General features: G+C 66.7%; 21 protein-coding genes. 15 read left to right on the top strand and 6 right to left on the bottom strand.

Annotated features, from left to right (window positions below; translation table 11 throughout):
- Window positions 1-58: 58 nt before the first annotated feature.
- The 4 genes from CD928_RS00400 (at window position 59) to rplL (ending at window position 3,637) form a co-directional block, all read left to right on the top strand.
- On the top strand, window positions 59-1,417 hold the full coding sequence (locus tag CD928_RS00400) for a glycosyltransferase family 2 protein (RefSeq protein WP_217983701.1): 1,359 nt from the start codon (window positions 59-61) through the stop codon (window positions 1,415-1,417).
- On the top strand, window positions 1,414-2,352 hold the full coding sequence (locus tag CD928_RS00405) for a hypothetical protein (protein WP_095383411.1): 939 nt from the start codon (window positions 1,414-1,416) through the stop codon (window positions 2,350-2,352). Before CD928_RS00400 ends, CD928_RS00405 begins: the two co-directional genes overlap by 4 nt.
- Before the next feature lie 334 nt (window positions 2,353-2,686).
- The gene (gene rplJ / locus CD928_RS00410; RefSeq protein WP_095383414.1) at window positions 2,687-3,202 is read left to right on the top strand and encodes a 50S ribosomal protein L10; all 516 of its coding nucleotides are present in this window, start codon (window positions 2,687-2,689) and stop codon (window positions 3,200-3,202) included.
- 57 nt (window positions 3,203-3,259) lie between these two features.
- Entirely contained in the window at window positions 3,260-3,637 is a 378-nt protein-coding gene (rplL, locus tag CD928_RS00415) for a 50S ribosomal protein L7/L12 (protein ID WP_095383416.1), read from the top strand.
- Between the two features lie 105 nt (window positions 3,638-3,742).
- Here the strand turns inward: rplL and CD928_RS00420 are convergent, their stop codons facing one another.
- Window positions 3,743-4,747 (bottom strand): hypothetical protein, encoded by a 1,005-nt coding sequence (locus tag CD928_RS00420; RefSeq protein WP_141237047.1) that lies wholly within the window; start codon window positions 4,745-4,747, stop codon window positions 3,743-3,745.
- A gap of 164 nt (window positions 4,748-4,911) precedes the next feature.
- The gene (locus CD928_RS00425; RefSeq protein WP_095383422.1) at window positions 4,912-6,423 is read right to left on the bottom strand and encodes a hypothetical protein; all 1,512 of its coding nucleotides are present in this window, start codon (window positions 6,421-6,423) and stop codon (window positions 4,912-4,914) included.
- A 129-nt stretch (window positions 6,424-6,552) separates the two neighbouring features.
- Between CD928_RS00425 and CD928_RS00430 the strand changes: the two genes are divergently transcribed.
- The 3 genes from CD928_RS00430 to CD928_RS23670 are packed head-to-tail and all read left to right on the top strand — an operon-like array spanning window position 6,553 to window position 8,442.
- On the top strand, window positions 6,553-7,584 hold the full coding sequence (locus CD928_RS00430) for a phosphoribosylglycinamide synthetase (protein ID WP_095383424.1): 1,032 nt from the start codon (window positions 6,553-6,555) through the stop codon (window positions 7,582-7,584).
- Window positions 7,581-8,045 carry an NTP transferase domain-containing protein gene (locus CD928_RS23665; RefSeq protein WP_255246986.1) on the top strand — a complete coding sequence of 155 codons (465 nt, stop codon included), beginning with the start codon at window positions 7,581-7,583 and terminating at the stop codon, window positions 8,043-8,045. The genes CD928_RS00430 and CD928_RS23665 overlap by 4 nt, the downstream gene beginning before the upstream one ends.
- Window positions 8,005-8,442 carry a hypothetical protein gene (locus CD928_RS23670; RefSeq protein ID WP_255246987.1) on the top strand — a complete coding sequence of 146 codons (438 nt, stop codon included), beginning with the start codon at window positions 8,005-8,007 and terminating at the stop codon, window positions 8,440-8,442. Before CD928_RS23665 ends, CD928_RS23670 begins: the two co-directional genes overlap by 41 nt.
- Here the strand turns inward: CD928_RS23670 and CD928_RS00440 are convergent.
- Window positions 8,363-9,802, bottom strand: a complete 1,440-nt coding sequence (locus CD928_RS00440) for a carotenoid oxygenase family protein (protein WP_095383427.1) — start codon at window positions 9,800-9,802, stop codon at window positions 8,363-8,365. The two genes, CD928_RS23670 and CD928_RS00440, sit on opposite strands and share 80 nt — an antisense overlap.
- A gap of 87 nt (window positions 9,803-9,889) precedes the next feature.
- Here CD928_RS00440 and CD928_RS00445 point away from each other — a divergent pair, with 87 nt between their 5' ends.
- On the top strand, window positions 9,890-10,498 hold the full coding sequence (locus CD928_RS00445; RefSeq protein ID WP_303620930.1) for a TetR/AcrR family transcriptional regulator: 609 nt from the start codon (window positions 9,890-9,892) through the stop codon (window positions 10,496-10,498).
- A gap of 266 nt (window positions 10,499-10,764) precedes the next feature.
- On the opposite strand, the gene CD928_RS00450 is transcribed toward CD928_RS00445, so the two are convergent.
- Window positions 10,765-11,607, bottom strand: a complete 843-nt coding sequence (locus CD928_RS00450) for a hypothetical protein (RefSeq protein WP_176473387.1) — start codon at window positions 11,605-11,607, stop codon at window positions 10,765-10,767.
- A gap of 257 nt (window positions 11,608-11,864) precedes the next feature.
- Between CD928_RS00450 and CD928_RS00455 the strand changes: the two genes are divergently transcribed.
- The 6 genes from CD928_RS00455 (at window position 11,865) to CD928_RS00480 (ending at window position 23,366) form a co-directional block, all read left to right on the top strand.
- Window positions 11,865-12,407, top strand: a complete 543-nt coding sequence (locus tag CD928_RS00455) for a redoxin domain-containing protein (RefSeq protein WP_255246988.1) — start codon at window positions 11,865-11,867, stop codon at window positions 12,405-12,407.
- 394 nt (window positions 12,408-12,801) lie between these two features.
- Window positions 12,802-16,980, top strand: coding sequence for a DNA-directed RNA polymerase subunit beta (gene rpoB / locus CD928_RS00460; RefSeq protein WP_095383433.1), 4,179 nt, complete (start codon window positions 12,802-12,804; stop codon window positions 16,978-16,980).
- Between the two features lie 26 nt (window positions 16,981-17,006).
- The gene (locus CD928_RS00465) at window positions 17,007-17,204 is read left to right on the top strand and encodes a hypothetical protein (protein ID WP_141237048.1); all 198 of its coding nucleotides are present in this window, start codon (window positions 17,007-17,009) and stop codon (window positions 17,202-17,204) included.
- Window positions 17,201-21,484: a DNA-directed RNA polymerase subunit beta' gene (rpoC, locus tag CD928_RS00470; protein WP_095383439.1), complete on the top strand. Its 4,284-nt coding sequence runs from the start codon at window positions 17,201-17,203 to the stop codon at window positions 21,482-21,484. The genes CD928_RS00465 and rpoC overlap by 4 nt, the downstream gene beginning before the upstream one ends.
- Window positions 21,485-21,773: 289 nt before the next feature.
- Window positions 21,774-22,478 (top strand): TonB-dependent receptor, encoded by a 705-nt coding sequence (locus tag CD928_RS00475; protein WP_095383442.1) that lies wholly within the window; start codon window positions 21,774-21,776, stop codon window positions 22,476-22,478.
- 48 nt (window positions 22,479-22,526) lie between these two features.
- Entirely contained in the window at window positions 22,527-23,366 is an 840-nt protein-coding gene (locus CD928_RS00480) for a hypothetical protein (protein ID WP_095383445.1), read from the top strand.
- A 112-nt stretch (window positions 23,367-23,478) separates the two neighbouring features.
- Here CD928_RS00480 and CD928_RS00485 read toward each other — a convergent pair whose 3' ends face one another.
- Window positions 23,479-23,658, bottom strand: coding sequence for a PspC domain-containing protein (locus tag CD928_RS00485; protein WP_095383448.1), 180 nt, complete (start codon window positions 23,656-23,658; stop codon window positions 23,479-23,481).
- Between the two features lie 61 nt (window positions 23,659-23,719).
- A complete protein-coding gene (locus tag CD928_RS23675; protein ID WP_255246989.1) occupies window positions 23,720-23,848 on the bottom strand; it encodes a hypothetical protein in 129 nt (42 codons plus the stop codon).
- A 337-nt stretch (window positions 23,849-24,185) separates the two neighbouring features.
- Between CD928_RS23675 and recF the strand changes: the two genes are divergently transcribed.
- Window positions 24,186-25,295 (top strand): DNA replication/repair protein RecF, encoded by a 1,110-nt coding sequence (gene recF / locus CD928_RS00490; protein ID WP_095383451.1) that lies wholly within the window; start codon window positions 24,186-24,188, stop codon window positions 25,293-25,295.
- Window positions 25,296-25,401 lie beyond the last annotated feature (106 nt).

The raw sequence follows: 25,401 nt of genomic DNA on the forward strand, positions 1-25,401 counted from the left end.
GTCGGGACTATTTGCTTCCGCGCGGGGGCGCGGTGCCCTTGCGCCGGCGGATCGCGCGATGCCGATGCCGTCGGCGCGCGAAGAACGGTGGCGCCGCCTCTATCTGGGCGTGCGCGGCAAGTTCCTGCTCGCCGTGTCGATCGCGACGCTGTGGACCGCGCTGAGCGTCTGGTTGTCGCAGCGCTGGCTGATCGATCTGGCGGCGGTTACCTACTGGCCGTTCGCGCTCGTCTCGATCATCTTCATCGCCTATGTGCCCGGCTTCATGAACGCCTTTCTGATCGCGACGCTGTCGCTCGATCGCAGGCCCATCGCCCGGATGCCCGCAAAGGCGCTGCCGGGGGTTACCGTCCTCGTCGCCGCCTATAACGAGGCGAGCGCCATCCGCGACACGCTGACCAGCCTCGCGCGCCAGGATTATCGCGGGCCGCTCGAGGTTCTGGTCCTCAACGACGGATCGTCCGACACGACCGCGACCATCGTTCGCGAACTGCTGGCCTCGCTGACGCTGCCGGCGGGCGCCACCTTCACCCTCCATGATTTCGCGGTCAACCGCGGCAAGTCGGCGGTGCTCAACGACGGCTTGCGCGCCGCGGCGCACGGGCTGATCGTGACCATCGACGGCGATTGCTGGATGCGCACCAACGCGCTGACCCAGATCGTCAGCCGCTATCTGTCCGACCCGGACAATACGGTCGCGGTGGCGGGCGCGGTGATGGTCCGCAACTCGCGGACCAATTTGCTGACCCGCGCGCAGGAGTGGGATTATTTCCACGGCATCGCGTCGGTGAAGCGGATGCAGGGCATGTACCATGGCACGCTCGTCGCGCAGGGCGCCTTCTCGCTCTATCGCCGCGACGCGCTCGAAGAGGTCGGCGGCTGGCCCGAATGCGTCGGCGAGGATATCGTCGTGTCGTGGGCGCTGCTCGAGCGCGACTATCGCATCGGCTATGCCGACAATGCGCTCGCCTTCACCAACGTGCCCGAAGGATTCCGCCAGTTCGCGCTGCAGCGCAAGCGCTGGTCGCGCGGGCTGATGGAGGCGTTCAAGGCGCATTGGCGCCTGCTGTTCAAGCGGCGGATGACGACGCTGTTCATCTGGTGGAACGTGTGCTTCCTGCCGCTCGACGTCGTCTACAGCTTCGTCTTCATTCCGGGGCTGATCCTCGCCCTGTTCGGCTATTTCTACATCGCTGGGCCGCTGACGCTCGCGGTGCTGCCGCTCGCCGCGCTCTGGAACATCGTCATCTTCCGCATCCAGCGGGGCGTCTTTGAGGGCGAGGATTTGAAGGTGCGGCGGAATCCGATGGGATTCCTCTTTTACGCTTTGGCGTACAGCCTGCTGATGCAACCGGTTTGCGTGTGGGGTTATGTCGTCGAGATCATCGGGATGAAGAAGAAATGGGACACCAAGTGAAACGGGCATCGATCATCGCCGCGACCGGGCTGATCGCCCTGACCAGCCTGCCCGCGACCGCGCAGGACAGCGCCGCCGCGGCCGCCGAAGCCGAGGCGCCGGTGCGGCACGCCGTCGGCCTCGACCTCTTCGCGTCGACCGACGCCGACAACACCGACGTCTATCGCGCCGGGCTGAACCTCGACCTTCGCTATCGCGACCAGCAGGACTATCTGGGCGTGCGCGTCGAAAAGGCCTGGTACCGCCCGCTCGGCCAGAAGACGGTGGGCAAGGAGCGCGTCTTCCTGCGCTACGCCGATACCGGCGGCCATTGGGCTTGGAACGCGCAGGTCGGCACCGACGGCGACAGGGTGATCGGGTCGGCCTCGATCCACGACGATGCCGCCTTCCGGAAGGAATTCTTCGTCGAGCGCGACGTGGTCGAAACCCCGCGCGGCGTGAACGAGGGCATCTATTACACCTTCGCCGGGGCGGCGCTCGACCTGCCGGTCGACGATCGCAACAGCTTCACGGTCGTCGCGGGCGCGCAGGAATTCACGGGCAAGAATGTCCGCCTGCACGCGCGCGCCAATTATGTGCATGTGGTGAAGCCCGAATGGGGCCTCAGCGCGCAGCTTCGCACCCGCTATTTCCACAGCACCGAGCCCGGCGAATATGATTATTACTCGCCGCGCTGGTACGCCCAGATTCTGCCGGTGCTGCAGATGCGGCGCTACAGCGGCGGCTGGCGCTACATGGTTGCGGGCGGGGTCGGCGCGCAGCGCGATTCGATCAGCGACTGGCGCGCTTCCTATTATGCCGCCGCCGAGGTGACGAGCCCGGAGGTCGGTCGCAACTGGTTCCTGAAGGCGAGCGTGCAATACAACAACATCCCGCAGAACAGCGGCGCCTATGACTATGGGCAGGCGACGGTCGGGCTGACCCGCGTCTTCTGAGGCCGGGGCGGCGACGTCGCGGCGCCACGCGCCTTGACTTCGCCGTGCCTGCCGCTATGAGGCGCCCCGTGTTGCCGCGGGTTTCGGCCCCGGCAATTCCGTCCGAGACAGTTGGTGAAGGGACTCTGCCCTTCTTAATTTCCAGCCGAGACGGGGAACAGTCTTTATCGGTCGCCCGCCTGTATTCAGGCGACGCGTCTTGACCGACCCCATCGGACATCGTTGCGCGAAGGACAGGCGGATACGTCCCATGTCTGTCTTCGCGTGTGTTAGCCGCCCGGCGGCGCGCATGCTTCGGCGTGCGGGCATCCGGGCAGATGAGTGGAGTATAGGCATGGATCGTACGGAAAAGGCCGAAGCCGTATCCTCGCTGAACGCTACGCTGTCGTCAGCTGCCTCGGTTGTGGTCGTCCGCAACCTTGGCATGACCGTCGCCCAGTCGACGGTGCTGCGCCAGCAGATGCGCGATGCGGGGGCCGACTTTCGCGTCACGAAGAACCGTCTTGCCAAAATCGCGCTCGATGGCACGTCCTACACCGGCATCGGCGACCTGCTGACCGGTCCCACGGCGCTTGCGACCTCCACCGATCCGGTGGCGGCTGCGAAGATCGCCGTGGAATTTGCCAAGACCAACGACAAGCTCGAGATCGTTGGTGGCGGCATGGGGGATGTGCTCCTCGACGTCGATGGCGTGAAGGCGCTGGCTTCGCTTCCCTCGCTCGACGAGCTCCGCGCCAAGATCATCGGTCTGGTGCAGGCTCCGGCCACCAAGGTTGCGCAGATTGCCGCGGCCCCGGCGGGCCAGTTGGCGCGGGTTTTTGGCGCATATGCCGCCAAAGAAGCAGCGTGATTTCGAACTGAACTGAAACTTACTGCCGGGATATCCCGGTTCTGATGGAGAATGAACATGGCTGATCTTGCAAAGATCGTTGAAGACCTTTCGGCGCTGACCGTCCTCGAAGCGGCTGACCTGTCGAAGCTGCTCGAAGAAAAGTGGGGCGTTTCGGCCGCCGCTGCCGTGGCGGTTGCCGCTCCGGGCGGCGCGGGCGCCGCTGCTCCCGCCGCTGAAGAGAAGGACGAGTTCGACGTCATCCTGACGGGCGACGGTGGTCAGAAGATCAACGTCATCAAGGAAGTCCGCGCGATCACCGGCCTGGGTCTTGGCGAAGCCAAGGCGCTCGTCGAAGGCGCGCCGAAGGCCGTCAAGGAAGGCGTGAACAAGGCCGAAGCCGAAGAGCTGAAGAAGAAGCTCGAAGCCGCCGGCGCGACCGTCGAACTGAAGTAATTCGGTTCGCGGACGGGGGCCGGTTCGCCGGCTCTGTTCCGATGAAAAGAAAAAGGGCGGTGCCGCGAGGCACCGCCCTTTTTTCATGGCGTTCCAGCGGAGCGATCAGCGACGGGTCCAGCCAGGGCGAAGATCGCCGGAGCGGCCGCGGGCGGGCTCGGGGCGGCGCACTTCCTGCTCGACCGGCGCGGGTTCGACGCGGTGCGAGATTTCCCACGCGCTCGCGGGCTTGCGGCGCAGGTCCTTCTGCCCGGCCAGCGTGTCCTCATAGGCCTGGCGCTCCTGCTGATCGAGGAAGCGCGCACGTTTCAGTCGCTTGGCAAGGGTAGCGAACGGATTGTCGGGCGTCGGCCCGGCGAGCGCCATCGCTTCGTGGCGACCCATGCTGCCGTGCGGCGCCGCGGCGAAAGCCGGCGTGGAGCGCGGCTCGGGCGGTGCGGCGGGCGCAACCGGCTCGGCGGCGGGCGGGCTATAGGGGACCGCTTCGGCCGCCGCCATCTCCTCGTAACTCATGCCTTCGTCGATCGCTTCGCCCGCGTGGCGGCGGCGGCGGGCAAAGGCAAGGCCGGCACCGCCGACGATCAGCAGCGCGGCGGCACCGCCCGCCAGCTCCCAGGGAAAATCACCGTCGGCCGGGGCGGCCGTTTCGACCGGAGCCGGCACGGCGTCGGCGACCGGTTCGGGCAGGGTCGTCATGGGCGCGGTTGTCGATCCGGCTTCCGTTCCAGACACCGCATCGGCCGACGCTTCGGCAGGGGCGGGCGCGGCGGCTTTCGGCGAAGCGGCGGGGGCCCGTTCGGCGCTGCGCTGGCGGGGCGCGGGGCGCTCGGCGCGCTCGGACGCCGTCGAGGCGGCGGGCGCCTCGGCCTTGGGCGCGGGCTCGTCGGGAACGGGCGGCAGGTCGAGCGGCACGCGGATGACGGGCTTGGGCGCCGGCGTTTGCGCGGTCTGCTGCGCCGGGGCGGGTGCTGTCGGGTTGGGTGCAGGGGCAGGCGCCGGGGCTGCGACCGGCGGCGGCGTGCCGACGGGCGAGGTCATCGGAACGGTCGGGGTCTCCTGCGCCAAAGCGGCGGGAGCGGAGAGAGCCAGGAACGCGGCAATCGCGCTCATGGCGGGGCGGGAGAGGGGAATATTCTTTGTCATGGCGAAGGAGAAACGAGCGGCGCTCGCAAAGTGCTGCCGAAAAGCGCCGGTTTTCGCGATGAACGGTGGCCGCCGGGCGGCTGGACGAAGAATCGGGCCCCCTTCGTCGTGTCCAAGAACCGCTTTTGCGGTCAGCCGAGCGCGGCGGCTTCGTGCTTGTCGAGCGTTGTCGATGCCGCTGCGGAGATCGCGGCGCCGACGAGCGCCATGTCGCGGTCGAGCCGGTCGTCGAGTGCGGGATCGGGCAGGGCGGCAAGCTCCGCGATCAGCGGCATCGACAGCGACAGGCGCAGCGTGCCGGCGGCACGGCCGTCGGACATCCGGTGAGTGCGGACGGGTTGCCCCAGCCGCACCTCGCGTCCCAGCCAGAGGCGCGAGCGGCGGGCGATATGGCCGTGTATCGTGCGCGCGGCGTCGAAGTCGCAATCGGGCCAGCGCGCGGTGAGATCGAGCGTGCGCAGCGTCTCGGTGGCGAGGCAGGCCGTGCCGGTGCCCGGCACCTCGGCGAGCTCGAGCCGCTGCGCGAGCCGGGCGGCGTGGTGACCGAAACGCGCGGCGACGGCGCCCGCGCGCTCGGCGGGCAGCGCGGCGAAGCGCTCGAGCTCGATCATCGCCGCTTCGAGCCGCAGCAGCAGGCCGAAATTGCCCGACGCGGGTAGCGCGTCGGCGCCCGGCCAGTCGGCGGGCCATTCGGCGCGGTTCGCGATCCGGCGGTAGCCGACGGGTAGCGGCAGCGCCCGTTCCCGCATCGCTTCGGGAATCAGCGCGAAGCCGCTGAAGGGTGGGCCGCCCGCGAATTTCGACCCGGTGAGCAGGACGACGCAGCCGAGCGCGAGATATTGCCGGATCGCCGCGGCGGCGATGCGGAGCTGGCAGGCATCGACGACGATCGTGACCGCATCGCCGTGCGTCGCGACGAGCCGCTCGACGTCGGCGAGCACGGGCAGCGTCAGGCCTGATTTCGACCCGTGCACGACATGCACCACCGCGCGGCGGCCGCGCGTGGCGGCGCGCTCGATATGGAGCGACAGTTCGGCGGCGACGGCGGCCGAGGCGCGCGGCGCTCCCGCCGCGTCGCGGATGGCGACGTCGACGAGCTCGGTTCCCGCGAAGGCGGGGTCGATCGCGGCCTGCGCGACGACGCGCGCGCCCGTCGCGGTCTCGCCCGCGAAGAAGCGGCCCGCCGCGCTGTGGACGCAGCCGCTGCCGACCTCGTCGCGCCCGAGCAGGACCGCGGTGACCGGCCGCCCGTCGTGCCGCGCGGCGAGCCCCGCATATTCGAGGTCGGTGCCCGACGCCGCGAACACGATCGCGGTGTCGGTAAGGCCGAAATAGGCGGCGAGCTTGAAGCGCAGGATCGCCAGCCCCTCGGCATAATCCTCGTCGGCGACGGGGCGGTCGAGGCGCGTGCCCCAGCGCGCGGCGAGTGTGTCGAACGCCGGGCGCGAAATGCTGCTGATCGTCGACGAACCATAAGCGAGCGCGTCCGACGGCAGCACGCTGGCGTAATATAGGTTGCAGCCGCTGGCGTCGGGCCGGATGCGGGCGTCGCCGCCGCTCACCAGCGCGGACGCGAGCCGGGCGGCGTCGCGGGGCCAGGGCGCTGCGCGGCCTTGGTGGGATGCGGACGCGGTGAGCAGCATGAGGGGCCTTTCCGGAAGAGGAGCCTCGGCCGGGCTAGCGCGCCAAGATGACAGTGATTTGGCGTTTCGGTTTCAGCGCTGTCATCGAACGGTCATGCCCCTGCAACCTGGCTGTGGTCGGATCGCAACATGCAAACGACCGACCTCGTCCCGACCCGGCTGCCCGATCGCCTTCGCGATACGCAGCGGCTTCTGTTCATCGCCAAGCACGCCCGCTGGACCGGGGGCCTGCACCCCGAAGACGGCAATCACGCCCTCTACCACCGCGAGGTGCGCGAGATATTGGAGGGGCTGGGCCTGCGACTGTCGGTGGCGGACAGCTATGCCGCGCTGTTCGACCGGCCCGACGCCGACTTCGTCTTTCCGCTGCTCAACCGCGGCGGCTTCTTCAATTCGGAGATGCTGCTGCCGCTGCTCTGCAACCGCGTCGGCCTTTCCTATGTGGGTGCCTCGCCGATCGTGCGCGGGCTGTCGGACGACAAGCATCTGACCAAGCTGGAGGCGGCGGCGCGCGGCGTGCCGACCGCGCCCTGGACGCTGTTCCGCCGCGGCGCGCCGGTCGACGTCGCGCGCTGCCCGCCCGCGCGGCGCTGGGTCATCAAGCCGAACAACAGCTCGGCCTCGTGGGGGATTCGCGACGCGCACGACCGCGGCGAGCTGGCGCAGGCAGTGGCCGAGATCCACGCGCTCGACCATGACGCGATCGTCGAACCCTTCATCGACGGCAGCGATGTCGAGGTGCCGGTGATCACGGTAGGCGGCGCGCCCGCTATCCTGCCGATGATGATCTTCGAGCAGACCGATCCGACGCACCTTCGAACCTATCAGGAGAAGCGCGACCTCGTCGACCGCAGCGCCAAATACAGCCTGCGGCTGTTCGACGACGCCGAACTGGAGGCGCGGATCGCCGCCCATGTAGAGCAGATGGTCGAGGTCTTTCGGCCGTTCGACTATGGCCGTTTCGAGTTCCGGGTCGATTTCGCGAGCGGCGAGGTGCGGCTGCTCGAGGTCAATCTGAACTGTAACCTCTGGTCCGAGAAGGTCTTCGGCCGCGCGGCGGTGGCGGCGGGCTTCACCCAGGCCGACCTGATCGAGACGATCGTCGCCGAAAGCATGATCCGGCAGGTAGAGGCCGCCGGCGCGCGGCGCGACGCCGCATGACCGGCTCGATCCTGATCCTGGCCGGCCGCCGCCCCGGGGCGGTCGACGCGCTCGCGGCGGCGCACGGCGTCGCCGACAAATGCCTGGTGCCCGTCGCCGGGCGGCCGATGATCGCGCATGTCCTCGACAGTGCGGCGGCAAGCGGTGCCGAGCGGATCTTCGTGTCGACGCACCACACCACGCTTCTCGAAGACATCGACGATCGGGTCATCGCCGCGCTGGGCGAGCGGCTGGTCGTGGTTCCCGCCGCCGATAATCTCGCGGACTCGGTGCTCGCGGTCGCCGGCCTCGCGGCTTTTCCGCTGCTGATCACCACCGCCGACAATTGCCTGCTCACCCCCGACACGATCGCCGAGATCGGCCGCGAAGCGGCGCGGCTCGGCGCCGGCGCGGGGGGTCGCGCTCGCGCGGCGCGAGGATGTGCTCGCGGTCCATCCCGAGGGACAGCGGCGCTTCTATGAATTTTCGGATGTCGCGGTGTCGAACTGCAACGCCTATTGGATCGGCGACCGCGGTGCGCTGAAGGCCGCCGAGGCGTTTCGCGGCGGCGGCCAGTTCGTCAAGAAGCCGATCCGGGTGATGCAGGCCTTCGGGCTGATCAACCTGCTGCGCTTCCGCTTCGGGCTCGGCCCGATCCACCACATCTTCCGCCGCATCTCGCGCCAGTTGAAGGTCGACATCGCTCCGCTGCTGGTCAGCGACGGGCAGACGGCGATCGACGTCGACAACGAACGCTCGCTGCGCGTCACCGAGACGCTGATGGGGCGCCGGGCCGCGGTCAGTCCGCGACCCAGTTTCCGTGAAAGCCCGGCGGCACCCGATGCGGCAGATGCACGACGGCTTGCGGCGGTCCCATAAAGTCGTCGGCGTTCAGGATCATGAGGTCGGTGGTCTCGTCGTTCCTGTCGACGACGAGGCCGACCAGCCAGCCGTCATCCTCGGCCCCTTCGGTAGCGCGCGGCACGAAGACGAACTCGCCGGGGTGGCGGCCGGGGCCGAAATCGCGCGTCTCGGTGATCCCGCGTTCGAGGTCGTGGCGGAACAGGCGGGTGTCGGCGATCGCCAGCTCGCCCGGCCCGTCGGGTAGCGCGACGCTGTAGACATAGCGATAGGGCCGCGTCGTCCGCCGCTCGTCGTAGCGCGGGAATTCCTGGTTGTGATCGTGGATGACGGCGCGGGTCGTGGTGCCCGCGGCCGGATCGATCGTCCAGCGCTCCATGCGCGAGCGCGGGCTGTCGGGGCCGCGTTTCGATTCCGCGAACATCGTCTCGTGCGCGGCGACATCGACGATCACCTTACCGTCCGCCGTCTCGAACGCGTTGGCGGGGTGGAAGACATAGCAGGGGTCGACCGGCACCCAGACGATCTCGCTGCCCGCGCCGGTGCGCGGGAGAAGGCCGACGCGCGCCGGGTGCGCCTCGTTCCACGCATAGGGGAAGCGATAGCCCGCGAGCAGCGACTTCATCGAGAAGGTCACGGGCAGATCGAAGACGAGGACGTAATTCTGCGTGATCGCGCAGTCGTGGATCGACGGGCCGTCGGCGACCGCGACCGCTTCCTCGCGGATCACATGCGCGTTGGCGTCGAGCACGACGTGCCACACCTTGTTGGGCTGCTCGCCCTGATAGGTGATCGCGTGCGTTTCGCCCGCGAAGGGGTCGTGGTGCGGATGCGCCGTGTAGGGGCCGGCGAGCGTGCCGTCGAAAGGGTTGTGCGCGATGGTGTCCAGCGTGTCCGACATTTCGACCGGCTTGCCCCCCGCCTCGACGATCGCGAAGGTGCGGCCGGCGAGGCCGACGACATTGGTGTTGGGCGCGTCGAAGCCCTCGGCGCGCGGGCCGGGAGGTATCTCCTCGCCGAGCTTCGCGCACGCCTCGGCACCGCGCACCCAGCGGTTGCGATACCAGAGCGCGGCGCCGCCCTCGATGCGGATGCCGTGGACCATGCCGGCGCCCGTGAACCAGTGATAGCTCGCGGGATCGGGGGGGAGAGCCGGGTTGGGACCGTTGCGCAGATAGCGGCCGGAGAGCGCCGTGGGGATCTCGCCCTCGACGCGCAGTTCCTCGAGGGTGAACTCCTCGGTCATCGGCTTGTGGATGCCGGTGAGATACGGATGGGCGTCGGTGGGGCGGGGGAGGCGCTTGCGGTTGAAGTCGGCGACCTTGCCGATGCCTTTGGTCACCGCGCTGCGGATCAGGGTTTCGACGTTGCTGGCCATGACGCTTCTCCTTAAGCCGGAAGTTGGCGAAGGTGCCGCGGAGCGTGGGTTGCGGAACCGACTCGCAATGTTTACAGTGGAAACATGATGGCGAACAAAGATAACAGTGTCAACATAAAAGATGCGCCCGCGAAGGCCGGGCGCGCTTACCATCATGGCGACCTGCGCGCGGCGGTGATCGCGGCGGGGCTCGAGCGGCTCGCCGGAGGCGACGCGGGCGAGCTGGGGCTGCGCGCGCTGGCGCGCGATGTGGGGGTCAGCGCGACCGCGCTCTATCGGCATTTCCCCGACAAGGAGGCGCTGCTCGATGCGCTCGCCGAGGAAGGGCTGCGGCGATTGGGCGCGCTGCAGGCGCAGGCGTGGCTGAAGGCGGGCGGCGGGCGCGCGGGGTTCAAGGCGACCGGCATCGCCTATGTCCGCTTCGCGCATGACGAGCCCGCGCTGTTCCGCCTGAGCTTCACGCGCCAGATGCCTGAGCGCAAGGGCGAGGATGAGGGCGACGGCGGCGAGGTCGCCTATAATCTGCTGCGCGCCGGGGTGGGCGAGGTGTTCCCGGCGGAGTCGGTCGACGCCGCCGCGCTCCACGCCTGGGCGCTGGTCCACGGCCTCGCGATGCTGGTGCTCGACCGGCGCGTCGACTGGGACGAGGCGATGGTCGCGCGGGTGGTCGGGCTGACCTTCGGCGGGGTGGATTGAGGGATCGGTTCGGGCGCTGGCGGATGGCGGTTTCGGGGTGGATTTGAGCCATTCCCCTCCCTTTTAGGGAGGGGTTAGGGGTGGGTGCGCGAGCGGAGCGAGCCCACAAAGGACGCCGCCTTCGGCGGCTACCCACCCCCAGCCCCTCCCTAAAAGGGAGGGGAGAAGCTATGGCCGAAACCGGCCGAAAGCTCCTTCGCTCCATGCGCAAGCAAAAGGGCGCGAGAACCGTTGTTCTCGCGCCCTTTCGTGAAAGCCCGCCGAGCTTAGTTGGCTTCCTTCGCCTGCGGTTCGTCCGCGGCCGCGGCGGCCGCATCGGCGTCGGCCGTTTGCGGGGCCTCGGCGCCGGTCGCCTGGGCGACGGCGGCGGCGAACTGATCGGCGGTGTAGGCGGCGGTGAGGCCGCTCGCGCCCATGTTGAAGGCGCTGCGCGGCAGCGCGACGTCGCCGCTCGTCGTGGTGACGACCACATTGGCGGCGTCGAACGACTTGACCGTGCCGAGCACCGCCGTGCCCTGGAGGCCGCGCACTTCGGCGCCCGGCTTCAGCGCCGCGGTCACCGCGGCGTCATCGGCCGCCGAAGCCTGGCTCGCCTGCTGCATCGCGGCGGCGAACTGGTCGGCGGTGAAGCTGGTCTGGAGGCCGTTCTGCGCGACGAAGAAGGCGTTCTTCGGCACTTTGACGTCGCCGGTCGGGGTGGTCACGACAACGCCGGACGCGTCGGCGAGCTTGACCGTGCCGAGCACGGTCGAGCCGTTGGCGCTGCGCACCTCGGCGCCGGGCTTGAGCGCGGCGTCGAGCGCCTGGGCACTGGCGGCGGCGGCCTGATCGACCGCGGCGGTCAGCTGGGCGACGGTGACAGTGATCGTCGGGCCCTTCTCGCCCTTTGCAAAGGCGTTCTTGGGCAGGGTGACCGGCTTGCCGTTCAGCGTCACGACGACATTGTCGCCGGCGTCGCTGGCGACGGGGCCGATCGTCGCGCCTTCGCTGTCGTAGACGACGGTGCCGGGCGCAAGGTTGGGGCCGGCGGCCGGGGCAGCGGCGGGCGTACCCTGCGCCATCGCGGGCGCACCGGCCGCGAGGGCCATGCCGAGGGAAAGGGAAGTCACAAAAGCAGCGATCTTTCGCATCGCGTCGTCTCTCCTTGAAAATTTGGTGATTGCGGTCAGAGTCTCAACGCATCCGCGCGGGCGATGACCACGGAAATGCTGCCGAGCCGTGGCTGTTGCGGGATGAACCGTTTCAAAGTGGCGCACATCCTGCTGCGCTGAGCGGCAGAAGGTCGTGGTTTATACTCGGGGTTCGCCGCCCTAGGATCGCCGAATACGCCGGTCGACCGAGTCCCGGCGCGCGAAAGGAAAGGCGGATGACGACCATGACCGCAGCGACGGCACCCGAACTCGACATCGCGCGCTGGTTCAACAGCGCGCCGCTGTCGCTTGCCGACCTGCGCGGGCGCGTCGTGGTCATCGGGGCGTTCCAGATGCTGTGCCCCGGCTGCGTCGCCGAGAGCCTGCCGCAGCTTCGGCGCATCCACGAGATCTTTCCCGGCGACGCGGTAACGGTGATCGGCCTGCATAGCGTGTTCGAGCATCACGCCGCGATGACGCCGGTGTCGCTCGAGCCCTTTCTTCATGAATATCGCATCGCCTGGCCTGTCGCGGTCGACCGCCACGACGATCCGGCGGGGGTGCCGGTCACCATGGCGCGCTATGGCCTGCGCGGCACGCCGAGCCTGTTGCTGATCGACCGGCAGGGGCGCCTTCGCCTCCACCGCTTCGGCCATGTGCCCGACCTCGCGGTCGGCGCGGCGATCCAGCAGCTGCTCGACGAAGGCGAAGGGAAGGGCGTGGCCGTGGTGGCCGAAGGCGGCGGCGAAAGCTGCGCGGTCGGGGGCGATTGCGGCTGATGGTGGCGAAATTCGGTGGAGCGGGTGATGTTTTTCTTTCTTCGTCACCCCGGACTTGATCCGGGGTCCCGCTTTTCGACGTTGCTGAGCGGGACCCCGGATCAAGTCCGGGGTGACGAGGGTGGACGGGGTAACGGAGCCTTCGCAAGTCAAGCGACGTCGCACTCGAACCACGCCCCCCCAGCGTTGACTTCGCGCGCCCCCAATCCTATATGGCTTGCACACCCCAGCGTCCGGGACGCGGCCTGACTTTGCGCATCGGGCCACAGGAATAGGGCGCCGGGGATTTCGAGATGCGTTGAGAAGCTGCGGTAAACCGGCAACGGTTGCTCGCGGCCTTTTTGCGTCTCTATCGCGCTCGCGATTTGATTTTATTGAGGCGAGACAATCACATATGGCGACCAAGGCGAAGTCGGTGGGCAAGGCCCTCGAAGCAACCGCTAGCAAGCGAATCCGCAAGCTGTTCGGCAATATCCACGAAGCGGTGGAGATGCCCAACCTCATCGAGGTGCAGCGCGAATCCTATGAGCAGTTCCTGCGGTCCGACCCCTCGGTCGGCTATGTTTCGGGCCTCGAGAAGACGCTGCGCAGCGTGTTCCCGATCCGCGATTTCGCCGGCACCGCCGAGCTCGACTTCGTCCATTACGAACTCGAAGACCCGAAATACGACGTCGAGGAATGCCGTCAGCGCGGCATCACCTATGCGGCGCCGATGAAGGTCACGCTGCGCCTGATCGTCTTCGAGGTCGACAGCGAAACCGACACCCGCTCGGTTCTCGATATCAAGGAGCAGGACGTCTATATGGGCGACATGCCGCTCATGACCGAGAACGGCACCTTCTTCGTCAACGGCACCGAGCGCGTCATCGTGTCGCAGATGCACCGTTCGCCGGGTGTGCTCTTCGACCATGACCGCGGCAAGACCCACTCGTCGGGCAAGTTCCTGTTCGCCGCGCGCGTGATCCCCTATCGCGGTTCGTGGCTCGACTTCGAGTTCGACGCCAAGGACATCGTCAACGTCCGCATCGACCGCAAGCGCAAGCTGCCGGTCACCAGCCTCCTCTATGCGCTGGGCATGTCGGGCGAGGAAATCCTCAACCATTTCTATGACCGCCTGATCTTCGAGCGCGCCGAAAACGGCTGGAAGGTTCCCTTCGTGGTCGAGAATTGGCGCGGTTCGAAGCCCGCGTTCGACGTGGTGGACGCCAAGACCGGCGAAGTCGTCTTCGCCGCCGGCCACAAGATCAGCCCGCGCCTCGCCAACAAGGCGGCGAAGGACGGTCTCGACACGCTGCTGATCCCGACCGAGGAAATTTTCGGCCGTTACTCGGCCTATGACCTGATCAACGAAGCGACCGGCGAGATCTACATCGAGGCCGGAGACGAGGTGACCGCCGAGAATCTGGAGAAGCTCGACGCTGCGGGCATCGACAAGCTCGTGCTGCTCGACATCGACCACAACAACACCGGCCCCTGGATCCGCAACACGCTGAAGGCCGACAAGGCCGAGGACCGCGACCAGGCGCTCAGCGACATCTACCGCGTCATGCGCCCCGGCGAACCGCCGACGCGCGAGACCGCGGAAGCGCTGTTCGGCGGGCTGTTCTTCGACCCCGAGCGCTACGACCTGTCGGCGGTCGGCCGCGTCAAGCTCAACATGCGCCTCGGCCTCGATGCCGAGGATACGGTGACGACGCTGCGCGCCGAGGACATCCTCGCCGTGGTCAAGGAACTGGTGAACCTGAAGGACGGCAAGGGCGAGATCGACGATATCGACAATCTCGGCAACCGCCGCGTGCGTTCGGTCGGCGAGCTGCTCGAGAACCAGTATCGCGTCGGCCTGCTGCGCATGGAACGCGCCGTCAAGGAGCGCATGTCGTCGGTCGACGTCTCGACCGTCATGCCGAACGACCTGATCAACGCGAAGCCCGCGGTCGCCGCGGTGCGCGAATTCTTCGGCTCGTCGCAGCTTTCGCAGTTCATGGACCAGACCAACCCGCTGTCGGAAGTCACCCACAAGCGCCGCGTGTCGGCGCTCGGGCCGGGCGGTCTGACCCGCGAGCGCGCGGGCTTCGAGGTCCGCGACGTCCACCCGACCCACTATGGCCGCATCTGTCCGATCGAGACGCCCGAAGGGCCGAACATCGGCCTGATCAACAGCCTCGCGACCTTCGCGCGCGTCAATAAGTACGGCTTCATCGAGACGCCGTACCGCAGGATCATCGACGGCAAGGTGACCAACGAGGTCGTCTATCTGTCGGCGATGGAAGAGCAGAAGCACACCGTCGCGCAGGCGAACGCCGACCTCAATCCCGACGGCAGCTTCATCGACGAGCTGATCTCGGCGCGCGAGGCGGGCGAATTCCTGATGGCGCCGCGCGACCAGATCACGCTGATGGACGTGTCGCCGAAGCAGCTCGTTTCGGTCGCGGCGTCGCTGATCCCGTTCCTCGAAAACGACGACGCCAACCGCGCGCTGATGGGCTCGAACATGCAGCGCCAGGCGGTGCCGCTGCTTCGCGCCGAAGCGCCGGTCGTCGGCACCGGCATGGAAGGCACCGTCGCGCGCGATTCGGGCGCGGCGATCGTGGCGCGCCGCGGCGGCGTGATCGACCAGGTCGATGCGACCCGCATCGTCATCCGCGCGACCGACATGGTCGAGCCGGGCAAGTCGGGCGTCGATATCTATCGCCTGCAGAAGTTCCAGCGCTCGAACCAGAACACCTGCATCAACCAGCGTCCGCTGGTGAAGGTGGGCGACGTCGTCCGCTCGGGCGACATCATCGCCGACGGCCCGTCGACCGAGCTCGGCGAGCTGGCGCTCGGCAAGAATGTGCTCGTCGCGTTCATGCCGTGGAACGGCTACAACTATGAGGACTCGATCCTCATTTCCGAACGCATCGTGAAGGACGACGTCTTCACCTCGATCCATATCGAGGAATTCGAAGTCACCGCGCGCGACACGCGCCTTGGCCCCGAAGATATCACCCGCGACATTCCGAACGTCGGCGAGGAAGCGCTGCGCAACCTCGACGAGGCGGGCATCGTCTACATCGGCGCCGAAGTCGGCCCGGGCGACATTCTGGCCGGCAAGATCACCCCCAAGGGTGAATCGCCGATGACGCCGGAAGAGAAGCTGCTGCGCGCGATCTTCGGCGAAAAGGCCAGCGACGTGCGCGACACCTCGCTTCGCCTGCCGCCGGGCGTGTCGGGCACCGTCGTCGAGGTCCGCGTCTTCAACCGTCACGGCATCGACAAGGACGAGCGCGCGATCGCGATCGAACGCGAGGAAATCGAGCGGCTGAAGCAGGACGCCGACGACGAGCGCGCGATCCTCAACCGCGCGACCTTCTCCAGCCTCAAGGACCTGCTGATCGGTCAGACGACCAGCGCGGTGCCGAAGGGCCTGAAGAAGGGCGACGAGGTCAGCGAGGAGATGCTGACCGGCCTCGAACGCGCCGACTGGTGGAAGCTCGCCGTCGTCGACGACAAGGCGCAGACCGCGCTCGAGGCGATCAAGGCGCAGTATGACGACGCGATCAAGCGGATCAACGCGAAGTACGAAGACCGCGTCGAGAAGCTGCAGCGCGGCGACGAACTGGCGCCGGGCGTGCTCAAGATGGTCAAGGTCTTCGTCGCGGTGAAGCGCAAGCTGCAGCCGGGCGACAAGATGGCCGGCCGTCACGGCAACAAGGGCGTCATCAGCCGCATCCTGCCGAACGAGGACATGCCGTTCCTCGAAGACGGGACGCCGGTCGACATCGTGCTGAACCCGCTGGGCGTGCCGTCGCGCATGAACGTCGGGCAGATCCTGGAGACACACCTCGGCTGGGCCTCGCGCGGCCTCGGGCGGCAGGTCACGCAGGCGCTGGAGGATTGGCGCGACGCCAACCCCGACGCGACCGGCGGCCAGATGCCCGAAGCGGTGCGCGACACGCTGGAGCATGTCTATGGCGCCGAATATACGGCCGACATCCATTCGCGCGATGCCGACAGCATCGTCGAGCTGGCGTCGAACCTGAAGGTCGGCGTCCCGTTCGCGACGCCGGTGTTCGACGGAGCGAAGGAAGCCGACGTGTCGAACATGCTGACGCTGGCGGGTCTCGACTCGTCGGGCCAGTCGGACCTTTACGACGGCCGCACCGGCGACAAGTTCGACCGCAAGGTGACCGTGGGCTACATCTATATGCTGAAGCTCCACCACCTCGTCGACGACAAGATCCACGCGCGGTCGATCGGCCCGTACTCGCTTGTTACCCAGCAGCCGCTGGGCGGTAAGGCGCAGTTCGGTGGTCAGCGCTTCGGTGAAATGGAGGTCTGGGCGCTCCAGGCCTATGGCGCGGCCTACACGCTGCAGGAAATGCTGACGGTGAAGTCCGACGACGTGATCGGCCGCACCAAGGTCTACGAAGCGATCGTCAAGGGCGATGACACCTTCGAGGCCGGCATTCCCGAGAGCTTCAACGTGCTCGTCAAGGAAATGCGCTCGCTGGGCCTCAACGTCGAGCTTTCGTCCTACGCGGACGAAGATCCCGACGAAGGTCCTGAGGCGCTGCCGGAAGCGGCGGAGTAAAGCAAATGCAGGTGAGGCATGCAGCGTTGACCTTTCTGGTCATCGAGCATGCCTTGCTTGCAGGCTTCCTGTCGGCCGATCCTCGATCGATTAACTGGGGTGTCTTCGTATTCTTTCTTATCGGTGGATTAGCACTCTACTGGATCTACGAGACTGCCGCGCCGGATAAAATTGACCGCGAGATCGAAAAGTTTTTGTCCCAACCCAAGGGAACTGAAAAATGAACCAGCTTACCAACTTCATGAACCCGGTCGCGAAGCCCGAGACCTTCGACATGATCAAGATCGGCATCGCGAGCCCCGAGCGTATCCGCTCGTGGTCGTTCGGCGAGATCAAGAAGCCCGAGACGATCAACTACCGCACGTTCAAGCCCGAGCGTGACGGCCTGTTCTGCGCGCGCATCTTTGGTCCGATCAAGGATTATGAGTGCCTGTGCGGCAAGTACAAGCGCATGAAATACAAGGGCATCGTCTGCGAGAAGTGCGGTGTCGAAGTCACGGTGACCAAGGTTCGCCGCGAGCGCATGGGCCATATCGAGCTCGCCGCGCCCGTCGCGCACATCTGGTTCCTGAAGTCGCTGCCGTCGCGCATCGGCCTGCTGCTCGACATGCAGCTGAAGCAGCTCGAGCGCGTCCTCTATTTCGAGGCCTATATCGTCCTTGAGCCCGGCCTGACCCCGCTCGAGAAGTTCCAGCTTCTGACCGAAGACGAACTGCTCGACGCGCAGGACGAATATGGCGAGGACGCCTTCTCGGCCGGCATCGGTGCCGAGGCGATCCGCGTGCTGCTCGAGAATCTCGATCTCGAACAGGAACGCGTCGACCTGATGGAAGAGCTGGCGACGACCAAGTCGGAGCTCAAGCCCAAGAAGATCATCAAGCGGCTGAAGGTCGTCGAGAGCTTCATCGAATCGGGCAACCGTCCCGAGTGGATGATCCTCGAAGTCGTGCCGGTCATTCCGCCCGAACTGCGCCCGCTGGTGCCGCTCGACGGCGGCCGCTTCGCGACGTCGGATTTGAACGACCTCTATCGCCGCGTGATCAACCGCAACAATCGTCTCAAGAGGCTGATGGAGCTGCGCGCGCCGGACATCATCGTCCGCAACGAAAAGCGCATGCTGCAGGAAGCCGTCGACGCATTGTTCGACAACGGCCGCCGCGGCCGCACGATCACCGGCGCGAACAAGCGTCCGCTCAAGTCGCTCAGCGACATGCTCAAGGGAAAGCAGGGTCGCTTCCGCCAGAACCTGCTCGGCAAGCGCGTCGACTATTCGGGCCGTTCGGTCATCGTGACCGGTCCCGAACTCAAGCTGCACCAGTGCGGCCTGCCGAAGAAGATGGCGCTCGAACTGTTCAAGCCGTTCATCTACGCGCGCCTCGACGCCAAGGGTCTGTCGATGACCCTGAAGCAGGCGAAGAAGTGGGTCGAAAAGGAACGCAAGGAAGTCTGGGACATCCTCGACGAAGTCATTCGCGAGCACCCGGTCCTGCTGAACCGCGCCCCGACGCTCCACCGCCTCGGCATCCAGGCGTTCGAGCCCGTGCTGATCGAGGGCAAGGCGATCCAGCTTCACCCGCTGGTCTGCGCCGCTTTCAACGCCGACTTCGACGGCGACCAGATGGCCGTGCACGTCCCGCTGAGCCTCGAAGCCCAGCTCGAAGCGCGCGTGCTGATGATGTCGACCAACAACATCCTCAGCCCCGCGAACGGCAAGCCGATCATCGTGCCGTCGCAGGATATGGTGCTGGGTCTCTATTATCTCTCGATGGAGCGCGAAGGCGAGCCGGGCGAGGGGATGCTGCTCGCCGACATGGCCGAGGTGCATCAAGCGCTGTTCACCGGCGCGGTGACGCTGCACACCAAGGTGATCAGCCGCGTTCCGCAGACCGACGAGCAGGGCAATGAATATCTGCGCCGCTTCGAAACCACGCCGGGCCGCATGCTGATCGGCGAATGCCTGCCGAAGTCGCACACCGTGCCCTTCGACGTCGTCAACCGCCTTCTGACCAAGAAGGAAATCGGCGACGTGATCGATCAGGTCTATCGTCACACCGGCCAGAAAGAGACGGTGCTGTTCGCCGACGCCATCATGGCGCTGGGCTTCCGCAACGCGTTCAAGGCGGGCATTTCCTTCGGCAAGGATGACATGATCATCCCCGATTCGAAGGAAGGCATGGTCAACGAAACCCGTGCGCTGGTGAAGGATTTCGAGCAGCAGTATCAGGACGGTCTGATCACGCAGCAGGAAAAATACAACAAGGCGATCGACGCCTGGTCGCAGTGTGGCGACAAGGTCGCGAACGCGATGATGGACGAAATCCGCGCCGAGCCGAAAGATCCGAAGACGGGTCGTCTCGCTCCGATCAACTCCATCTACATGATGGCGCACTCGGGTGCCCGTGGTTCGCAGGCCCAGATGAAGCAGCTTGCCGGCATGCGCGGCCTGATGGCCAAGCCGTCGGGTGAGATCATCGAAACGCCGATCATCTCGAACTTCAAGGAAGGCCTGACCGTCCTTGAATATTTCAACTCGACCCACGGCGCCCGCAAGGGCCTCGCGGACACCGCGCTCAAGACGGCGAACTCGGGTTACCTGACCCGCCGACTCGTCGACGTGTCGCAGGACTGCGTCGTGATCGAGGATGATTGCGGGACCGAACGCGGCATGGAAATGCGCGCGATCATCCAGGGCGGTTCGACGATCGCCTCGCTCGGCGAGCGTATCCTCGGCCGCACGACGCTCGAGGACGTCGCCGACAAGGACGGCAACGTCATCGCTCCGGTGGGCACGCTGCTCGACGAAGCGATGGTCGCGAAGATCGAGGACGCCGAAGTGCAGGCGGTCAAGATCCGCAGCCCGCTGGTCTGCGAAGCGACGCTGGGCGTCTGCGCCAAATGCTATGGCCGCGACCTGGCGCGCGGCACGCCTGTGAACATCGGCGAAGCGGTCGGCGTCATCGCCGCCCAGTCGATCGGCGAGCCCGGCACCCAGCTGACGATGCGGACCTTCCACATCGGCGGCGCGGCGCAGGTCAACGAGCAGTCGAACCTCGAAGCCATCTCCGACGGCACGATCGAATATCGCGACATGGCGACGATCGTCGACCAGCGCGGCCGCCGCCTGGCGCTGTCGCGTTCGGGCGAGATCGCGGTCATCGACAGCGAGGGCCGCGAACGCGCGACCCACAAGCTGCCCTATGGCGCGCAGATCATGCACAAGGACGGCGAAAAGGTGAAGAAGGGCGACCGGATCGCCGAATGGGATCCGTTCACCATGCCGCTGATCACCGAAAAGAACGGTGTCGTGAAGTATCAGGACCTGATCGATTCCAAGACGCTGATCGAACAGGTCGACGAAGCGACCGGCATCGCGCAGCGCGTCGTGATCGAATATCGCGCCGCCGGCCGCGGCAAGAAGGAAGACCTTCAGCCGCGCCTGACCCTGCTCGACGACACCTCGGGCGAAGCCGCGCGCTACCTGCTCGCGGTCGGCACGATGCTGTCGGTCGAGGACGGCCAGGAAGTGCAGGCGGGCGACGTTCTCGCTCGTGTGACCCGCGAAGCGTCGAAGACGCGCGACATCACCGGCGGTCTGCCGCGTGTTGCCGAGCTGTTCGAAGCGCGCATCCCGAAGGACAACAGCGTCATCGCGAAGATCAGCGGTCGCATTGAATTCGTCAAGGATTACAAGGCGAAGCGCAAGATCGCGATCGTTCCGGAGGAAGGCGATCCGATCGAATATCTGATCCCCAAGTCGAAGGTTCTGGAAGTGCAGGAAGGCGACCATGTGAAGCGCGGCGACGCGCTGATCTCGGGCTCGCCGAACCCGCACGACATTCTCGACGTCATGGGCGTCGAGGCGCTGGCCGAATATCTGGTCGCGGAAATCCAGGAAGTCTATCGACTCCAGGGCGTGAAGATCAACGACAAGCACATCGAGGTGATCGTCCGCCAGATGCTGCAGAAGGTCGAGATCACCGACGGCGGCGACACCACGCTGCTGCCGGGCGAACAGCTCGATTATCTGGAGATGATGGAATATAACGCGAAGCTGCCGAAGAACGGCAAGCCCGCCGAAGGGCGCCCGGTGCTGCTGGGCATCACCAAGGCGAGCCTGCAGACGCGCAGCTTCGTGTCGGCGGCGTCCTTCCAGGAAACGACCCGCGTCCTCACCGAAGCGTCGGTGCAGGGCAAGGTCGACTCGCTGATGGGCCTCAAGGAAAATGTCATCGTCGGCCGCCTGATTCCGGCGGGCACCGGCGCTGCCATGAACCGCGTCCGCGTCACCGCCTCGTCGAAGGATGCCGCGCTCCGCGCCGCGATGCGGGCGAACCAGGAGCATCTGATCGCGCCGCAGACCGCGGCCGAGGAGCATGAGGCCGAACTGGCGCAGGGGCCCGAAGCCGCGATGGGCGACGACCCGCTCGGCAAGGTGCAGGGCGAGGACTTCACGACCGACGACGTGATGGTCGAAGAGCGCCCCGAAGGCGGCGAGGAAGAATAAGCCTCGCCGGCCCGATGGCCTGACGGAAAAGAGCCCCGCCGGAGCGATCCGGCGGGGTTTTTTCTTTGGGTGAAGATGGTTTGGGGTGGGGAGCGGATGTTGCATAACTCGTCGCCCCCGCGAAGGCGGGGGCCGCCGTCGTCTTACGCAGCGGCGCAGGAGAAGGCCGACAGCGGCCCCTGCCTTCGCGGGGGCGAGGGCTGTTATCGGCCGTCAGCGGCCTGCTACCTCGGGCCTTCCCCTTTGCCGCCAAGCTGATAGCTTCGCCCTTCCGATCGGGAGGAGAGGGATGATGCGGGCTTTTCTGTTTGGCGCCGCGCTGTTCGCGGCGGCGACGCCGGCCGTGGCGCAGGACAACAGCAATATCGTGGGCGAGGTGGTGGTGACGGGGCAGCGCGCCTCGGCCGACTATCTGTCCGATGAGCAGACGGTGGTCGGACTGCGCCGCACCGCCGACAGCGCGATCCAGCCGGTGAAATTCACCTCGGACTCGCGCGACGAGGATATGCGCAAGCAGGAAATCCACGCGATGCTGGAGGCGGCGATCCGGCGCGCCGACGCGGCGGGGGTCGAGCTGGCGACCGGCGACTTCGAACTCGCGAAGGTGACGCTGGCGAATTACAAGGATCTGGCGTTCGCGCGCGGCGCGCGGCCCGACACCAGCGAGATCGGGCTGTTCGTCAAGGCGAGCCTCGCGGGGTCGGTCGGCGGCGCGCAGGGGCGGATCGACAGCTTCATCAAGTCGGTGCCGGCGACCGGGCGCGCGCTGATCGAAAAGCGCGGCGGCATCACGCTGACGATCATCAACCCCGACCAGTATCGCGAGCCGATCGTCAAGCTGGTCGCCGCCGAGGCGCTGAAGACCGCCGCGGCGTTCGGACCCGACTATGGGGTCGAGGTCGCGGGGCTCAACGAACAGCTGATCTGGGCGCAGGCGAGCGCCACCGAGGTGTTCCTCTATATTCCCTATCGGTTCTCGGTGCGGCCGAAATGATCGGGACTCGCCGCAGCGATCGATGTTGGGGACGCGTTGGAGGACGTAATGGCATTTCAGCCATTTGGTTATAAGTTTGACATCCGCTCGGCATCGAGAGTGGCCGATGTGAAAGCCGACATACGCGCGCGAAAAAAGGGATGGTTCGATCCGGGCTATGGCGCCCGCGGCTGGATTTGCGGCCCGTTCATCTGCCTCTGGTTCAGCGCGTTCGACCGTTACGGCCCGATGCTGTTCGGCCTGATACGGCAGGATGGCTTCGGTTCGCGAATTCATGGCAGAGCCGGTTCGGACCTCAACGGTGTGTTGCTGGTCGCGATATCGCTTCCCTGGCTTGTTCTCGTTCTTTTCGGGATGCTTGCCGCGGTGCAGCATGAGTGGAGTGATATTGCCGTCATCGGCGGCTTCATTTTGCTGATGCTTCTATGTTTCTGGTTGGCCCATAGCGATCGCCGCGAAGCGGAGCCCCTGGTGCGTTTCTTGCGTGATATTCTTACCGCGACCGGCCGTTCGCTTCGTGCCACGTCTGAACGGCATGAAATATCCGAGGGCTTGACCCTCATAGTGGGGAGCCGGGAGCGCGATGCTCCGGCTTCGGCGTTGGCCGTTCACGATGCACTGCTTGGTTTGGGGGAGGGGGATTTCGCAATCTTAGAGAGGGCGTCCGAAGATTATATCCAGACCATGTTGCGCGATGGGAGCTTCACGATCGAAATGCGCCGCGGGACCGGATCGCATTTTCAGGCGGCGCGGCGGGGGGTTCTGGATACCGATGACGCGCGTCTCCGCTTCTCCTTCGAACAAGCCCTGGCCGCGTTTCTTGCCTTCGGTTCGGGAAAGGAGATGCCGTCAACATTCCTCTGGCTCCCGATGTCATTGCCCGGCTGAAGCTCTTTTGCGTCCAAATAAAAGGGCCCACCGGCGCGGCCGGTGAGCCCTTGGTCCTTGGGAATGTGCGGGCCGGTGCGACTGCGCCTGGAAGGCGGCCGGCCCGGGGCTGCTAGGGTGCGAGGATCGCGACCGTGATATAGAGCAGCAGCGGCAGGCCGAAGCCCAGCAAGGTCAGCGCCACGAAGGCGACGCGCGTCCACAAGACGTCGAAGCCGAAGTGGTCGGCCATGCCGGCGCAGACGCCGAAGACCATGCCATCGCGACGATTCTTGCGAAAACCCTGTTTCATTTTTTTCCTTTCCGTCCCGGCGCGAGGGCCGGCATCATGGGGTGGGCGAACCGGCCGCTGGTCAGATGACCAGGCGGCCGAGTTCGGCACCGTTCGGGCCGACAGCGGCCAGGAACATCAGCGAGCAGTAGAGCGAGGCGACCGCGGCGATCGCGTAGCTCTTGAGCGATTCGGTGGTGAAGTGAGCCATGTTGAAATCCTTTCGTTCCTCCCATCCGGACCATCCGGTGGATGCCGACACTGTTGCAGGAGGCGTGCCAATTTCATTCATGGGCGGTTAAGCGCGGTTTTTCCGGTTTTGGAATTTTGTTTCGTTGGAAGTTTTGCCGTCATATGGTGAAAATTTCAGATTATGAGAAAAATTTTTCAACGTCGCCCCCGCGAGGGCGGGGGCCGGCGGCGGTTTACGCAGCGACGCAGCCTTGAGCCTCCAGCGCCCCCCTTCGCGGGGGCGACGAGGAGTGGGCAGCAGGGAAGGAAGAAAGGACATTTCCCTCCACGCAGGAAATATCCTACGCGCGATCGGGATGACGCTGACCCGCCTTTCGCTGACCGATTTTCGCAATCATGCCGGCGCGGATCTGGGCGCGGGGCCGGGTCTGGTCGCATTGCATGGCGACAATGGCGCGGGCAAGACCAACATATTGGAGGCGATCTCGCTGCTCGCACCCGGGCGCGGGCTGCGGCGCGCGCCGCTTGCCGAGATGGTGCGCGACGGCGCGGGCGGGGGCTTCGCGGTGTTCGCGGAGGTGCTCGCGGGCGAGGGACTCGCCCCGGTCGCGCTCGGCACCGGGATCGAGCCCGCGCATCCGGGGCGGCGGCTGGTGCGGATCAACGGCAGCCCCGCGGCGGCGACCGCGCTCGGCGACTGGCTCGCGGTATTGTGGCTGACCCCCGCGATGGACCGGCTGTTCGTCGAGACGGCGGGAAACCGGCGGCGCTTCCTTGACCGGCTCGTCCTCGCGCTCGACCCGCGCCACGCGCAGCACGGCAACCGCTACGAGGCGGCGCTGCGCGCGCGCGGCAAGCTGCTCGCCGATCTCGCGGGGGCCGACGCGCGGTGGCTGACGAGCCTCGAGGCGCAGCTCGCCGAGCATGGCGCGGCGATCGACGCGGCGCGGCAGCGCACGCTCGCCGCGCTGTCGGCGGAGCTGGCGGAGCAACCCGACGCCCCCTTCGCGCGGCCGCTGCTCACGCTCGTCGACAGCGAAGGCGCGGCGCGCGAGGAACCGTGGAGCGAGGAGGCGCTACGCACGCTGTTCGCGGGGCGGCGGCGGATCGACGCCGCGGCGGGGCGCGCGACCGCGGGACCGCACCGCGACGACCTTGCCGCGGTCCACGCCGCCAGCGGCCGCGCGGCGGCGCGCTGCTCGACCGGCGAGCAGAAGGCGATGCTGCTGTCGCTCGTCCTCGCGCACAGCGATTGCGTCGCGCGGGCGCGCGGGCGGCGGCCGGTTCTGCTGCTCGACGAGGTCGCCGCGCATCTCGACCCCTCGCGCCGCGCCGCGCTTTACGAACGGCTCGCGGGGCAGGGCGGACAGGCGTGGCTGACCGGGACCGAGGCGGCGCTGTTCGAGGATATGCCGGGGCCGGTGACGCGGTTTCGGATTGCGGGGGGGCGGATTTCGGCGGGGTAGCTTATGCTCCCCTCCCGCTTGCGGGAGGGGTCGGGGGTGCGCAGCGACCGTGCGATAGCTCACCCCGCTGCGGCTGGGCAGCAAGCTGCCAAGCCTCGCTGCCCCC

The organism is Sphingopyxis sp. GW247-27LB (genome assembly GCF_002277025.1).
GTDB lineage: Bacteria > Pseudomonadota > Alphaproteobacteria > Sphingomonadales > Sphingomonadaceae > Sphingopyxis.

Excerpts from the sequence above, each read along its gene's own strand:
- CD928_RS00400 (WP_217983701.1), top strand. The coding sequence starts at position 59 with ATGCCGATGCCGTCGGCGCGCGAAGAACGGTGGCGCCGCCTCTATCTG.
- CD928_RS23665 (WP_255246986.1), top strand. The coding sequence starts at position 7,581 with ATGACCGGCTCGATCCTGATCCTGGCCGGCCGCCGCCCCGGGGCGGTC.
- CD928_RS00475 (WP_095383442.1), top strand. The coding sequence starts at position 21,774 with ATGATGCGGGCTTTTCTGTTTGGCGCCGCGCTGTTCGCGGCGGCGACG.
- CD928_RS23675 (WP_255246989.1), bottom strand. The coding sequence starts at position 23,848 with ATGGCTCACTTCACCACCGAATCGCTCAAGAGCTACGCGATCGCCGCG.
- rplJ (WP_095383414.1), top strand. The coding sequence starts at position 2,687 with ATGGATCGTACGGAAAAGGCCGAAGCCGTATCCTCGCTGAACGCTACG.
- CD928_RS00420 (WP_141237047.1), bottom strand. The coding sequence starts at position 4,747 with ATGAGCGCGATTGCCGCGTTCCTGGCTCTCTCCGCTCCCGCCGCTTTG.
- rpoB (WP_095383433.1), top strand. The coding sequence starts at position 12,802 with ATGGCGACCAAGGCGAAGTCGGTGGGCAAGGCCCTCGAAGCAACCGCT.
- rplL (WP_095383416.1), top strand. The coding sequence starts at position 3,260 with ATGGCTGATCTTGCAAAGATCGTTGAAGACCTTTCGGCGCTGACCGTC.
- CD928_RS00485 (WP_095383448.1), bottom strand. The coding sequence starts at position 23,658 with ATGAAACAGGGTTTTCGCAAGAATCGTCGCGATGGCATGGTCTTCGGC.
- CD928_RS00445 (WP_303620930.1), top strand. The coding sequence starts at position 9,890 with ATGGCGAACAAAGATAACAGTGTCAACATAAAAGATGCGCCCGCGAAG.
- recF (WP_095383451.1), top strand. The coding sequence starts at position 24,186 with ATGACGCTGACCCGCCTTTCGCTGACCGATTTTCGCAATCATGCCGGC.
- CD928_RS00480 (WP_095383445.1), top strand. The coding sequence starts at position 22,527 with ATGGCATTTCAGCCATTTGGTTATAAGTTTGACATCCGCTCGGCATCG.
- CD928_RS00455 (WP_255246988.1), top strand. The coding sequence starts at position 11,865 with ATGACGACCATGACCGCAGCGACGGCACCCGAACTCGACATCGCGCGC.
- CD928_RS00430 (WP_095383424.1), top strand. The coding sequence starts at position 6,553 with ATGCAAACGACCGACCTCGTCCCGACCCGGCTGCCCGATCGCCTTCGC.
- rpoC (WP_095383439.1), top strand. The coding sequence starts at position 17,201 with ATGAACCAGCTTACCAACTTCATGAACCCGGTCGCGAAGCCCGAGACC.
- CD928_RS00440 (WP_095383427.1), bottom strand. The coding sequence starts at position 9,802 with ATGGCCAGCAACGTCGAAACCCTGATCCGCAGCGCGGTGACCAAAGGC.
- CD928_RS00425 (WP_095383422.1), bottom strand. The coding sequence starts at position 6,423 with ATGCTGCTCACCGCGTCCGCATCCCACCAAGGCCGCGCAGCGCCCTGG.